General features: G+C 65.9%; 10 protein-coding genes and 1 tRNA gene. 5 read left to right on the forward strand and 6 right to left on the reverse strand.

Annotated features, from left to right (window positions below; translation table 11 throughout):
- Positions 1-13: 13 nt before the first annotated feature.
- Complete coding sequence (locus DSM100685_RS01620) at positions 14-1,333, forward strand: ferredoxin reductase family protein (RefSeq protein ID WP_152349634.1); 1,320 nt, start codon at positions 14-16, stop codon at positions 1,331-1,333.
- A gap of 122 nt (positions 1,334-1,455) precedes the next feature.
- On the opposite strand, the gene nrdG is transcribed toward DSM100685_RS01620, so the two are convergent.
- A complete protein-coding gene (gene nrdG / locus DSM100685_RS01625; protein WP_239512611.1) occupies positions 1,456-2,154 on the reverse strand; it encodes an anaerobic ribonucleoside-triphosphate reductase activating protein in 699 nt (232 codons plus the stop codon).
- Between the two features lie 302 nt (positions 2,155-2,456).
- Positions 2,457-4,850, reverse strand: a complete 2,394-nt coding sequence (gene nrdD / locus DSM100685_RS01630) for an anaerobic ribonucleoside-triphosphate reductase (RefSeq protein ID WP_163200846.1) — start codon at positions 4,848-4,850, stop codon at positions 2,457-2,459.
- A gap of 329 nt (positions 4,851-5,179) precedes the next feature.
- Between nrdD and xseA the strand changes: the two genes are divergently transcribed.
- Positions 5,180-6,460, forward strand: coding sequence for an exodeoxyribonuclease VII large subunit (gene xseA / locus DSM100685_RS01635; protein ID WP_239512612.1), 1,281 nt, complete (start codon positions 5,180-5,182; stop codon positions 6,458-6,460).
- Between the two features lie 57 nt (positions 6,461-6,517).
- On the forward strand, positions 6,518-6,805 hold the full coding sequence (locus tag DSM100685_RS01640) for an exodeoxyribonuclease VII small subunit (protein ID WP_152349637.1): 288 nt from the start codon (positions 6,518-6,520) through the stop codon (positions 6,803-6,805).
- 437 nt (positions 6,806-7,242) lie between these two features.
- On the opposite strand, the gene DSM100685_RS01645 is transcribed toward DSM100685_RS01640, so the two are convergent.
- Both DSM100685_RS01645 and DSM100685_RS01650 read right to left on the reverse strand, forming a co-directional pair.
- Positions 7,243-7,443, reverse strand: coding sequence for a hypothetical protein (locus DSM100685_RS01645; protein WP_152349638.1), 201 nt, complete (start codon positions 7,441-7,443; stop codon positions 7,243-7,245).
- A 145-nt stretch (positions 7,444-7,588) separates the two neighbouring features.
- Positions 7,589-8,578 (reverse strand): endonuclease/exonuclease/phosphatase family protein, encoded by a 990-nt coding sequence (locus DSM100685_RS01650; protein WP_420837365.1) that lies wholly within the window; start codon positions 8,576-8,578, stop codon positions 7,589-7,591.
- Between the two features lie 589 nt (positions 8,579-9,167).
- Between DSM100685_RS01650 and DSM100685_RS01655 the strand changes: the two genes are divergently transcribed.
- Together DSM100685_RS01655 and DSM100685_RS01660 are read left to right on the forward strand one after the other, a co-directional pair.
- Positions 9,168-9,240: transfer RNA gene (locus DSM100685_RS01655), tRNA-Arg, on the forward strand.
- 381 nt (positions 9,241-9,621) lie between these two features.
- Positions 9,622-9,897 carry a hypothetical protein gene (locus DSM100685_RS01660; protein WP_152349640.1) on the forward strand — a complete coding sequence of 92 codons (276 nt, stop codon included), beginning with the start codon at positions 9,622-9,624 and terminating at the stop codon, positions 9,895-9,897.
- Positions 9,898-10,338: 441 nt separating this feature from the next.
- Here the strand turns inward: DSM100685_RS01660 and DSM100685_RS01665 are convergent, their stop codons facing one another.
- The gene (locus DSM100685_RS01665; RefSeq protein WP_152349641.1) at positions 10,339-11,703 is read right to left on the reverse strand and encodes an NAD(P)/FAD-dependent oxidoreductase; all 1,365 of its coding nucleotides are present in this window, start codon (positions 11,701-11,703) and stop codon (positions 10,339-10,341) included.
- 1,131 nt (positions 11,704-12,834) lie between these two features.
- Positions 12,835-12,990, reverse strand: coding sequence for a hypothetical protein (locus DSM100685_RS10645; protein ID WP_170284978.1), 156 nt, complete (start codon positions 12,988-12,990; stop codon positions 12,835-12,837).
- Between the last annotated feature and the right edge of the window lie 458 nt (positions 12,991-13,448).

Raw genomic sequence — 13,448 nt, forward strand, 5'->3', positions numbered from 1 at the left:
GAGTCCGAATCCCATGAAACGCCTGAACACCACCATCACGCTGGCATGGACCGTCGTCCTGTTCGTCGTTCCGCTGCCGCTGCTCGCCACCCTCGCATACGGACTGCCGTCCGTCTATTCCGATCAGCTGTTCGGCATCGAAATCGGCGTGATCGCCTACACGTGGATGCTCGCCGCCGTATACCTCGCGTGCCGTCCGCGCTGGGTGGACCGGACCGTGGGCCTGCCGCACATGTACATGATCCACGGCGTGCTGGCGATTCTGGCCATCGCGGCCGCCTTCGTCCACCAGTCGCTGCTGCCGGGCGCGGGCGCGCTGATCGGTCTGACCGGCCACATGGGCCTGTACCTGTTCACGGGCGTGGCGGTGTGGTCGATGGTGTTTCTGGCCGGGTGGCTCACGAGCCGGATTACGTGGCTCGCCGCGGCCAAACGGCTCCTCGAGCGCGTGTTCCGCCACGAAATGAGCGTGTGGCTGCATCGCCTCAATCTGGTGGCGATCGGGCTGATCGTGCTGCACGTGCATGTGATCGACTACATCGCGGCGATCAGGCCATTCATCCTGCTGTTCGACGCGCTCACCATCGCCGTGCTCGCCTATTACGCGTGGAGCGTGGTGAGCCGCCGCGCCTATGCGCTCGGGGGAAGGGTGGCTTCCGTACGGCCGATCGCCGATCGTGTGACCGAGCTGACGATCAGGCTCGACGGCGGCAACGGCCGGCGCGCCACATGGCGTCCGGGTGATTTCGCCTTCATCGCATTCCCCACCGTGCCCGGCATGCACGAATACCATCCGTTCTCGCTGACCAACGCGCGCCCGAACACGACGCCGGACGCGACGCCGGACATGACGTTCGCGGTCCGAGCCGACGGCGACTTCACCACCCGGCTCGCCGCGTTAAAGCCCGGGACCCCGGCGCGCGTGATTCCCCCGTACGGCCGGTATGCGCATTTCATCGAGGAACGCGACGGGCACGGTGGCGGCCGCGCCCCTCTTGTGCTCATCGCCGGCGGCATTGGCGTCACGCCGCTCATCGGCGTGCTGTCCGCGTACGCGGGCACCGGCAGACCGATCGACTTCCTCTACACGGTCCGCGGCGAGCGCGACTTCATCTACCGTGACGAGCTGCGGCGCTTCGGCGACGCCCACGCCAACGTACGCGTGCGCCTGCTGACGGGCCGCGCGGACGAATCCATCATCGCGCCGATGATCCGCCCCGGCGCCGCCTACCTCATCGCCGGCCCGCAGGGCATGATGACCGCCGTGCGCCGCACTCTGCTCGCGCATGGGGTGCCGGCGGACGCCATGTACTACGAGCCGTTCTCCATGTAGGCGGACGGGTGGACCGGACGGGACGGACGAATTCGCAAACTTGTGATTTTGCGCTTCCTGCGAGCCGGAAAGGGCGCTTTCGCCTCTCAGAGGGCGAAAATCACACGTTTGCGATCCCGTACCTACGACGCCTGCCGGGATTCGCCGGCGGCGCGATCCTTGAGGTAGATTTCGGGCACGTCGCGCTCCTGGTCGTGGAGCTTGGCCCAGACGACGGGCTTGCCGGCGGCGAGCGAGGCGGGCACGTCGAGGATGCGCTGGTTCCTGGAGCCGCGGAACTGCAGGAGCGAGTCGTGCTCGTCCTTCAGGTACCGGCCGTCCACGAGCACGTCGATGAGTTCGAGCAGCTCGCGCTTGTCCGGGGTCTCGCCGGGGCGCATGAGCTCCTCCCACGTGTAGCCGGTCCAGCTCCAGATGTCCTTGGAGTGCCCGAACTCGCGGCGGATGCGCCGCGCGAGCGGCACGAGCACCGGCGTGTTGAGCAGGGGCTCGCCGCCGAGGAACGTGATGCCCTGCACCCACGGCTGGGCGAGGTCGGCGATGATCTTCTCCTCCAGCGCGGGCGTGTACTCGTGGCCGGCGCGGAAGTCCCAGATGGACGCGTTGAAGCAGCCCTCGCAGTGGAACGGACAGCCGGAGACGTACAGGGAGCAGCGGATGCCCTCGCCGTCGGTGACGACGAACGGCTTGTAGTCGGCGATCATGCGCTTGGAGAGCACGCGCCCGTCCCACTGCCCGGCCCGGGGATCGTTCGCCAGCCCGCGCGACGGCACCCCCGGCCCACGCCCGGTCTCCCCCGCCGCAAAATCCCGTCCCGCCATCGGCGTCTCCTTCCCGCTCATCACTCCAATGTCACCGCTTCGCCGAACCCGTGACGTCAAGGATGCTCACCGGAACGCGGGATGGGAAAGGCACATGATTCACGACCGTAGGCTTGGCCGAGCGGCCTCGAGCGTGTCGTGAACCCCACCTCTCTTTTGGCGCTCCAACGAACCCGTGACGATCGATAGTAGCGGAACGACGATCGGGACGCACGTCCCGCGACCGTAAAGACTCGGCCTGAGCGGCCCGGAGCGTGTCGCGGGATGTGCGTCCCGATCGTTGTGGAGCGGCTACTGACGCGTCACTTCGTATCTTCGAACCACTCGCGCGTCTCGCCGTTGGACAGCGTCACGCGCCCGGTCTCTCCCGCCATGTGCTTGACGCGGTGGGCGATCTCCTCGTGGCGGCCGTGGACCATCGGGCGCTGCACCGGGTTGCCGAGGTAGCCGCAGGTGCGCTTGGTCACGTTGCACTTGTCCGGGTCGGCGTTGCCGCACTCCGGGCACTTGAAGCCCTCCTCGGTCGGCTCGAAGTCGCCCTGGAAGCCGCACACGAAACAGTGGTCGATCGGGGTGTTCGTGCCGAGGTAGCCGATGCCGATGTGGTACGCGTAGTCCCACACGGCCTCAAGCGCCTTCGGGTTGTCCTGCAGACACGGGTACTCGCAGTAGTTGATGAAGCCGCCGGACGCGTAGTACGGGAAGTCCTTCTCGTAGTTGAGCTTCTCCATCGGGGTGGGCTGCAGCCACACCGGGTAGTGGAACGAGTTGGTGTAGAAGTCGTGGTCGGTCACGCCTTCGATCACGCCGAACTTCTCGCGGTCCATGCGGTTGAAGCGGTCGGTGAGCGACTCGGCCGGCGTGGAGTACACGGAGTAGTGGTAGCCCTCCGCCTTGCTCCACTGCTTGCACAGCTCGCTCATGCGCTTGACGATGGACAGCGCGAACTCCTTGCCCTCCGGGTCCCAGCCGTGGTCGCGGATCCAATTCTTGCCGTAGAACACGGCGGTGGCCTCCGCCAGTCCGATGTAGCCGAGCGACACGGTGGCGCGCTCGCCGCGGAACAGCTTGTCCACGCTGTCGTTCGCGCCGAGGCGGCCGAACGCGCCGAAGCGGAACAGGGTGGGCGCGTTGACCGGGGTGGCCTGCTTGCAGCGCATGATGCGGAACTGCAGGGCCTGGTGGGCCACCTCCATGCGCTCGTTGAACAGCTTCCAGAAGCGGTCCTTGTCGCCGTGGGACTCGATGGCGATGCGCGGCACGTTGACCGAGACGACGCCGAGGTTCATGCGGCCGTCCTCCTCGTCCTCGCCGGTCTCGGGGTTGATCCAGCCCTGCAGGAACGAGCGGCAGCCCATCGGCGCCTTGAAGGAGCCGGTGATCTTCACGATGTTGTCGTAGAACACCACGTCCGGGTACATGCGCTTGGTGGCGCATTCGAGGGCGAGCTGCTTCAGGTCGTAGTTCGGGTCGCCCGGGTCGGCGTTCACGCCGTGCTTCAAGGTGAACACGAGCTTCGGGAAGATGGCGGTGTGGTGCTCCTTGCCGAGGCCGCGGATGCGGTTGAGCAGGATCGCGCGCTGGATCTCGCGGGCGAACCAGTCGGTGCCGAGGCCGAAGCCGATGGTCACGAACGGGGTCTGGCCGTTGGAGACGCGGTTGGAGTTGATCTGGTACTCCATGGTCTGCATGGCGTCGTAGATCGACTTGCGCGTGCGGATCTTGGCGAGGATCTCGCGCTCCTGCTCGAGCTCGTCGGCGTCCGCGTGGAACGGCGTGTCCATGGGCAGCGGCTCGCGGTTGGCCTCGAAGTGCAGCTTGGCGGGCTCGTTGGCCTTGGCGTTGGCCACTTGGCGGCGCGCGAACTCGACCGGCATGTCGTCCGGGATCATCTCGCGGGCCTCCTCGAGGAACTTCTCGTAGTCGAGGCGGGCGTAGACGGACAGGTGCTCGTCGGCGCGGTTGGCGGTCTGGCCACCGTACTGGCTGGAGGCCACGTCCTTCATGATCTGCGTGATCTGCGTGGCGGCGATGGCGATGGACTTCGGGGAGGCCATGGGCGCGTTGCCCAGCGTAAAGCCGTTGGCCAGCATGTCCCAGAAGTTGGGCAGCGAGCAGTTGGACTGCGCGGTGAACGGCGAGTAGTCGGCGTCGTGGAAGTGGATGTCGCCCTTCATGTGCGCGTTGGAGACGGCCGGGGGCAGCATGTTGAACGCGGCGGCCTTGGAGACGGCGCCGGCGAGCAGGTCGCGCTGGGTGGCGTAGACGTTGGCGTCCTTGTTCGCGTTCTCGTGGATGAGGGTCGGGTCCTGGTTGATGAACCGGGAGACGGCCTCGTTGACGTCCGTGGCCTTGGCGCGCTGGATGTCCTTGTCGAGGCGGTAGTTGGTGTAGGCGCGGGCCACGTCGTACAGGTGCGCGTCGATCAGGGCGTGCTCCACGAGGTTCTGGATGTCCTCGATCTTGGCCGGGCCGGCGTAGCGCTCCTTGATCTCGCCCTCCACCTGATTGGCGAAGCCGCGGATCATGGCGTCCTCCTCGGGACCGACCTGCTTGTTGAGGTCCCCGAACGCCGACTTGACCGCGTTGATGATGTTCACCGGGTCGAAATCGACCACGCGACCGTCGCGCTTCTCCACCAGCACGGTGGCGGTGGCGGCGCTGGTCTGCGGACGCTCAAGCATGTTGGTCTCCATGACGCTCCTTATGCTCCTTCTCGTGGCCGTCCCCTCCCCGGGGCGCGGCAAATTACATTCGTGTAAGTCGGATTGCTATAGAAGAATGTACGACAACCCGACCCCAATATCTAGTTAACATGTGACGGAAAAACACTAGGGTTAGTGATTTCGGCGTCATTCCGCCCAAAATCGGACGCCCTCGCGCCCGGTCCCGGCGTGTTGCCCGCACGGGTCCGGCGGGCCTTGGACAAGCCTCGGCAGGGCCTTTTGTGAGCGTCGTCACACTCCCCTCGCATCCTCGGCGCAGAGCCCCGTGATTGTCGGGCCGGTGACCCAAAGTAATGACCATGATCGACATGTCAAACGCCGACGCCCAGACGTCACAGGAGCTGCCCCGCCTCGCCCGGGACACCACGGTCGAGCGGCCGTGGCCGGTGAGCGTGCTGTCCGGCAAGTTCCATGACGCCGTGGAGCGCTGGCCCGGCGCGTGGGTGACCGGCCAAATCACGCAGATCAACTCCCGTCGCGCCGGCTCTGTGTACCTCACCCTGCGCGACGACTTCGAGGACGTGGCCATGGAGGTCAACGGCTTCGGCCAGTTCGCCGCCGCCGCGTCCGCGTTCGTGCAGGGCGACCGCGTGACGATCCACGGCCGGCCGAACGTGTGGATGAAGCGCACCTCCCTGAGCTTCCGCGGCGACGCGATCGTGCGCGTGGGCGCCGGAGGCAGCCTCAAGGCGCAGATCGACCAGCTGCGCCGCACGCTCAAGGGCGAGGGCCTGTTCGACGCCGACCGCAAGGTGCCGCTGCCCGAGTTCCCGCGCTGCATCGGGCTCATCTGCGCCCCGCAGGCCCGCGCGGAGGGCGACGTGATCACCAACGTGCGCCTGCGCTGGCCGGTCGTGGACTTCAAGGTGGTGCACGTGCACGTGCAGGGCGAGCAGTGCCCGGCCGACGTGATCGACGCGATCCGCAAGCTCGACGCCGACCCGGACGTGGACGTGATCATCGTGGCGCGAGGCGGCGGCGCGTTCGAGGACCTCATCGGCTTCTCCGACGAGGGCGTGGTGCGCGCGGCGGCCGACTGCGTCACCCCGCTCGTCACCGCCGTGGGGCACGAGGACGACTGGACGCTCATCGACCTCGCCGCGGACCTCAGGGCCTCCACGCCCACCGACGCCGCCAAGAAGGTGGTCCCGGACGTGCGCGAGCAGCTCCAGCTCGTCGCCTCCGCCCGCCAGCAGATGCGCCTGCGGATCGAGGGGCGCATCGCCGGCGAGATCCGGCTCATCGAAGGCTACGCGAACCGTCCGAGCCTGAGGCAGCCGCTCACCATGCTCGAACCCCACCAGCGCTTCCTCGACGACGCCCGCCAGCGCATGGACATAGGCCTGCGGCGCATGGCCGACTACGAGACCATGACCGTGGAGAAGCTGCGCGCCTCGCTCACCGCGCTGAGCCCGCAGTCCACGCTCGACCGCGGCTACGCGGTGGTGCAGACCGCCGACGGCCACGTGCTCGCCGACGCCTCCGCCGTCCGGCCCGGGGACGAACTCACCCTGACCCTGCGCCGCGGGCGCATCACGGCCACCGCGGACGCCGTCGGCGACGCGACCGCCGAAGCCTAGGAAAATCCGAGAACCCGGCAAAACTTAGTGGAACTTAACAAAGTAGGAGATGCGACCATGACCGACGAATCCAAGACCCCCGCCTCGAGCCTGACCGACAAGGAGCGCGAGACGATCGCCAGGATGCCGTACGAGCAGGCGCGCGACGAGCTCATCAAGGCCGTGCAGGCCCTCGAAACCGGCGGTCTCGACCTCGACCAGTCCATGCGCCAGTGGGAGCTCGGCGAGGCGCTGGCCAAGCGCGCGCAGGGCCTCCTCGACGAGGTGCGCGCCAAGCTCGACGCCGCTCAGGCCGAGCAGCGCGCAAACGAAGCGACCGCCGGCACTCAGGATAATTTATCCTGAGTGCCCGTCGCCGCCTTGGCGGCGGCTCCCCTCGCCTACGGGCAGCCCACCGGGCTACCCGTTTCACGGCTCGGCCCAGGACAATTTATCCTGAGTACCTGTCACCGCCTTCGCGGCGACTCCCCTCGCCTACGGAAGCCCCACCGGGGCTCCCGCCATACGGCTCCCCTTCGGGCCCTGCAATCACTGACTCGCCTGCCGGCGAGCCTCGCTCATTCCTTGCGCCCTTTTCACGGGCGCTCGGCCGAGCCTACGGGCAGCCCACAGGGCTACCCGCTTCACGGCTCGGCCCAGAACAATCTGTCCTGAGTGCCCTTCGGGGCCTTCACGGCCCCTCACCTCGCCTACGGGCAGCCCAGACAAAGTCTTCAACAACGCGAAGGGCCGGTCCCGCGTCCATGCGGAACCGGCCCCAATCGTCTTATGAGTTCAGCCGATCAGCCGAAGTACTCGTCGACCAGCTTCTCCAGCGTATCGCCGTCCAGCGCGGCGGTATCCGACTTGGTCTGCAGAATGTGGCCGAACAGCTTGTCGGCCTGCTCGAAGGTGATGTCCTTGCCGTACTTCTTGGCGATGGCCAGCACGTCCTGAACCACCTGAGCGCCGCTCAGCTCCGCGACCAATTCCTTCTCAGCCATGAGAAACTCCAATCACTAGCCGGGCCCGATACCTCACAGGCCCTTCTCGCCTCCTGTATTAATCCGCTGCGCGCGGCATGGGTAGGGATTTCACCCAGAGCAAAACAACGTGCCATCCTTTGCCTTGGCGGGCGGTCCGCAGCCGTCAGGACACGGCGATCGTCGCCAGCAGCGCGGCGTGGTCGGACCCCGGAATCACCTTGGTCTCCATCCGCCCGGCCACGATCCCCCGGTCGACCACCACATGGTCGATCCCGGCGAACCGCGGCACCGGCGACTTGTCGGTCGGCCATGTGAGCGTGAGGCCCCTGCCCGCCGAGCGCGCCGCGTCCGTGAACCGGTCGCCCAGAAATTCCCGGAAGGGCGCATGGTCGTACGTCGCGTTGAAATCGCCCATGAACACGTAGCGCCGGTCGGCCCGCGAGCGCATCATGCCCAGTTCGTCGAGCGACTTCCTCCACAGCGACCAGTACCCCGGCACCGGCGCGGTGGTGTGCACGGAGACGAACCGCACCTGCGCCTTGCCGTCGCCGAACGTCACCGTGCCCGCCGGCATGAACGACGCGCTCGAATCCACCTCGTCGTCCACCGTGTCCGCGAACGGGGTCACCGACCACAGCCCGTTGCCGTACACGCCGTCCGACGACGACACCTTGCTGTACGGCAGATACTTGCCGATGCCCGCCTTTTCGAGCCGCGACACGAAGTCCGCGGTGGTCTCCTGCAGGGCGAGCACCTCCACGCGCTCGTCGCGCACGGCCTCCACGATCGCCTCCGCGTCCGCCGCGCCCTTGTACACGTTGCACGTCATCACGCGGGCGTACATGTCGATCGGGTTCGGGTTGGCCGTGGAAAGAGCGCGGGTCGCGCCGGACGGCAGCGCGGACGACGGGCTGAAGAACGGGTACTGCCACCACGCCTGCGCGGCGATGCACACGATCATGATCAGCGCGGTCAGCCACCGGCGCGACGCGAGCGACAGCAGCAGCGCCACCAGCGCCACCAGCGCGAACCACGGCTCGAACGCCACCACGATCGGCACGTATGGCAGCGCCATGAGCTCCCCCGGCAGCACGCGGGCCAGCGTGCCGAGCCCGGCCGCCGCGCCGAGGGCCAATGCGAGCACACCGAGGATCGCACGCCAGGGAGAGCGGCGGGACCGGGACGACCGTCCGGCTTTGGGAGCGTTGACGACCTTGACGGCCTTGGTGCGCTTGCGGACTCCCCGCGGCGGCGTACCGTACTTCCCCGTCAATTTCGTCCCGGAGCTTCCCCCGGGTTGCCTTCCGAACCGCCCCGCACCGCGCTTCGCGGATTCCCGTATCATGTGACCGCCTTTCCCGCACCCCGCATTTTCGGCACCGACTTCGCACCCTACCGGCCCGATCCCATCCGGTGCCCGCGCCACGCCGATCATTTACCGCACTTCCACCGTTGTTCCGGGCGGAGCCGAGCGCCGCCTGCGCTCTTCCGCCCCTTCCGTCTCTCCCGTCCTCTCCGCCGCTTCCTCCAGCACTCCCATCTCGTCTCGCGCTTCCCACGTCATTCGTTCCAACCTGCGATCCCTTCCACGCAGCTTGGACCATATGACGCATAATCAGCCCCGCGGAAGGGCCATTTTGCCGTCATTCGTTCCAACCTGCGAATGACGGGGCCGCGGATTGGAACATTTGCGCTGAGACAGCGCGTCCCGGCGCGAAACCCATGTACAATGGAACACCGTTGCCCCGGTAGCTCAGGGGATAGAGCACCGCTCTCCTAAAGCGGGTGTCGTGCGTTCGAATCGCATCCGGGGCACTCTCCAGCAAAACCGTTGAAACACCAACGGTTTTCGTCTTTCCTCCTTATGTCATCCAGCTGCATTCACCCTGTGAGCAAGGGCATGCCACGCCAACCGTCACACCACGCGCTATGGCAAACGCCACGGCACGCCTTCCGGACGACCACCGACGAAAGACGGAACGGCAAGAAGGCGGAAGCTTACGCCGCCAGAGTCCCGAACAGTCTCCCGCCGGAAAGCACGGCACCATGCAGCGGACCAAAGTGGAGGCGCAATCTTCATCCATCCAATGACCGCCGGTGCAGCCGTCGCATCCATTATGCTGGGCAACCGTCGGACGCAACGCAGCGCCCGGCGCTCAACGCCATGTGGGCGAAACAACAATCAAGGAGGATACCATGGCCAACGAAGCCCAACTCATCAGAGCGATGAACCGCCTGTCCACTGCGATCGAAGGCTTCACCGACGTCTACAGGCGAATCAACGATCCGATATACGGAAACGTGCGGGACGCGGCCGAAGCCGTCCATGTCAGCGAGGTCTACTTCCGCGAAAACTATGCGAGGCAGACGGAGCATCGTCAGGGGAATTCCGCGGTCTTTCTGAGGTCGGATTTGCTGGAGCGCAAGGAGCAGCTGCGCATGGAATGCTCCGGCAGACGCTACTACGACTGAACGGCCGCGGATCGACGCCGATATTCCCGCCGCAGACGTGGCTATCGATTTCTGACCTATGCGCGGGGCAGCAGAGCCGGAAGGCCATTCGAAAACGGCGGAATGACGTCACGGAAACCGCGGTTTTCGGCCCTCTTTGCCGACGCGTTAGGTCAGAAATCGATTCGCGCTTCCATGGGCCGGAGCCGGGATGCGATTGCGGACAGATTCGGCGGCCTTTGCGTCCCGGATCGCATCCAAAAATGGAAATGGATGCGGTCCAAGACAGATTCGGCGGCCGCCGTGTCTCAATCCGCATCCGTGACCGAAAACGGATGCGGATTGATACGGCATCCGATTCCGATTACGGATGCGATCCGGGACACGGACCGGAGCCCGCCGGGCCGCCATCAGGCCGTTCCGCCATCAAGGCATCCCGGCACCAGATCGGACCGGACCGCGCTACTCCCCCGCTTCGGCGGCGGCCTTCATGGCCACCGCGCCCACGTAGTAGACGGGCTTGTCGAAGTTCGGCTGGAACAGGAAGTCCACGTTGGCGAGATCGTCGATGGTGAAGTGCGCCTGAATGGCCATAGAGATGACGTTCGCGGCGCCGGAGATGTCCGCCTTGGCGAGGAACTGGCCGCCCTTGACCTCGCGCGTGGCGGGGTCCCACGCGAGCAGGCTCGTCACCGGCGTGGTGGTGAGCATGAACTCGGGACGGTAGTCGTCGGTGAGCTCCGTGAGCCGCACGTCGAGGCCGCGACGCTCGGCGCCGCCTTGCGTGAGTCCGGAGGCGGCCAGCGACAGATCGTACAGCTGCACGGCGGACGTGGCCTGCGTGCCCATGTACTTGCGCGTGGGCTTGTCGATGTTGCGCCCGACGAGCAGTCCCTGGCGCACCGCATTGGTGGCGAGCGGGATGTAGTCGTGCTTGCTGGTCGGGTTGTAGAACACGGTGGCGGAGTCGCCGGCCGCGTACACGTCCGGGACGCTGGCGCGCATGTACTCGTCCACGACGATCGCGCCGTTGGGCAGCATGTCCACCTGTCCCTTGAGCAGTTCGGTGGCGGGCAGGAATCCGACGGCGAGCACGGCGAAGTCGGCGTCGTACCGTCCCTTTTCGGTGACGACCGTGACGCCGTCGCCCGTGTCCTCGAACGCGGTGACCTTCTGCCCGAGCGCGAGTTCCACGCTGTGGTCCGCGAACGCGCGCTCCACCTGCGCGGTGATCGGCTCGTCGAAGTTGTTGGCGAGCACGCGGTCCATCGCGTCCACGAGCGTGGTCTTCACGCCGGCGAGGCTGAACTGCTCGGCCAGTTCGGCGCCGATGTACCCGGAGCCGACCACGACCACGGACTTCGCGTCCTTGGCGCGCTCCTTGATCGCCAGCGCGTGATCCCAGTTCTTGCACAGCAGCACGTGTTCGGAGTCGATGCCGGGGATCGGCGGGATGACGGGCTTGGAGCCGGTGGTCACCACGAGCTTGTCGAACGCGTAGTCCTTCTCCTCGCCGGTTTCGAGGTCGCGCGCGTGCAGGGTCTTGCCGGCCGCGTCCACGGCGGTCACGTCGGTGCGCATGTGCATGGTCGCGCCGGCCGCGGCGAGCGCCTCGGGCGACGAGTAGAACATCTTCTTCGGGTCGGACACGTGGTCGCCGACCCACAGCGCGATGCCGCACGAGAGGAACGACAGCGTGGCGTTGCGCTCGAACACGTGCACCCGCCAATCGGGGTGCTCCTGCAGGATGGACTGCGCGGCGAACGTGCCGGCGTGCGTGCAGCCGATCACGGCGACGGCGGTGTTCTTCTCATTCACGGTGCTCATCGTAAGGCTCCCTTGTCTTGATGGACTGGATGGACTCGTCCCGTTGGACGTTCATGCCGCAGTCCAGCGTAGCAAGGCATGGCGATGACCGGCGCATGCGGACTGGCATGCCGAGTTCCGTCCGCCCGCCCGCACCGAATCCGCTCAATCCGCGGACCGATTGGGGCATAATGAGCGAATCCAGTGCGCTACCGGGCCACTGGGGCTTGCAACGCACTGGATCCGCTCAATCCATGGTTCGGCATGCACGGATTGAGCGAATCCAGTGCGGAGGAAGCTGGTCCCGGAGCAAAGACAACGCCGATCGATGCAACGAGCGTGCGATCCACGCAATACGGACCGTATGCCAGCAAAATACGCGATATCCCCCGTTCCCAGGGCAGATTTTGATGTTTGCGGACATCTACCCGGCCTTCCGAGGGCATTGACCGGAGGCATTGGCGGGCTCGAGATTCTGCGGAAGCTTGAAATACCGCGGAATACCGCGGTTGCTACACGTATGGAGCCCGCCGATCCACACATCGTGGTGCCCTCGGAAGGCCGGGTAGATGTCCGCACGCCGCGCAGTCCGCCCTAGGAAGGCGGAGTAGCGCCAATGATGGCATTGTTGGTGGCATCGGCCGGCGCCGGGGTTCCCGCACGAGCGACCGAGTGCCGCGCCGATGACCCGAAGCCGTTGGAAGCAAAAGGCTCCGGGCCACGATACCCCATGGAACCCGGAGCCGGCGAGCATCCCCAGAGAGTCCGATCTGGACGACTATGCGAAGGCAGCGGACGACGAAGCGACGGAATCCTAACGGCATGCTCCCAAATCGCTCCCAAAAAGGGTTAAGGGTTAAAACGTGGGGCCGCTCCCACGCCGAATATGCGAGAGGCCTTGGAATCACTGCGATTCACAAGGCCTCTACCGTGGTACCCCCTGAGAGAGTCGAATTCTAAGTAATGGCCGTTGCGATAGCTGGGAATAGCGGAATTCCAACGTTTCCGGCTATCATGCATATCACGTTAAACATCATAAATCACGCTGATGCCGTCCAAAATCCGTCCAAAAAGACGGCGAGCGCTCGCGGACGTCTCGGGGTCAGGTTACAGGCGCGACGGCCCGAAGGTCGCCGCGCCCTTTCGTGAACGCTACACGATCAGCTTCAGCAGCTGGTACAGCTGCCATAGGCTCCGCACATTGAAGCGCGTGCCGTCAACCGTGGCGAACGCCTCGCCGTCGCCCACGTGGACGATCACGGTACGCCCGTTCACGGTGATGCTGCCGTGCATCGTGATATGATTCATTTCGTAACCTTTGGTTAGGGGCGAAAGCCGATAACCACAACAAGGCCCGATGTTCCAGCACCGGGCCTTTTTGCTACCAGCTTCCGCCGGTAACGGCCCGTCATATCAACGGGGACACCGCGTGTTACGGCGTCGCGCAGCATCCTAGCAGCATCCGCCAACCGGGTGGGGGCGGTGGAATCCCCGGCCGAAACGGCTCCGATGCACCACACGCGTGGCCGCTGCGCCTCTCCCTCCGGTATCGGGTACCCCATCGCGCGCGCGAGACTCCACAGGGCCGTTTCTTGTATTGCCTACGCATGTAAGGCCGAACACGGCGCAAACGGCTTGAAACCGCCCCTCGCGCGCGACCCCCGGCATTTTCACGGCGAACTCGGGGAGAGAGGAACAGCGCATACGCGGGTAGTGTTCCGGCCGGCGTGGATTCTAGGATTTCACCGCCCCTACCCTTGGCTCCG

Origin of the sequence: Bifidobacterium avesanii, from assembly GCF_009299475.1 — a bacterium.
GTDB classification, from domain to species: Bacteria; Actinomycetota; Actinomycetes; order Actinomycetales; family Bifidobacteriaceae; genus Bifidobacterium; species Bifidobacterium avesanii.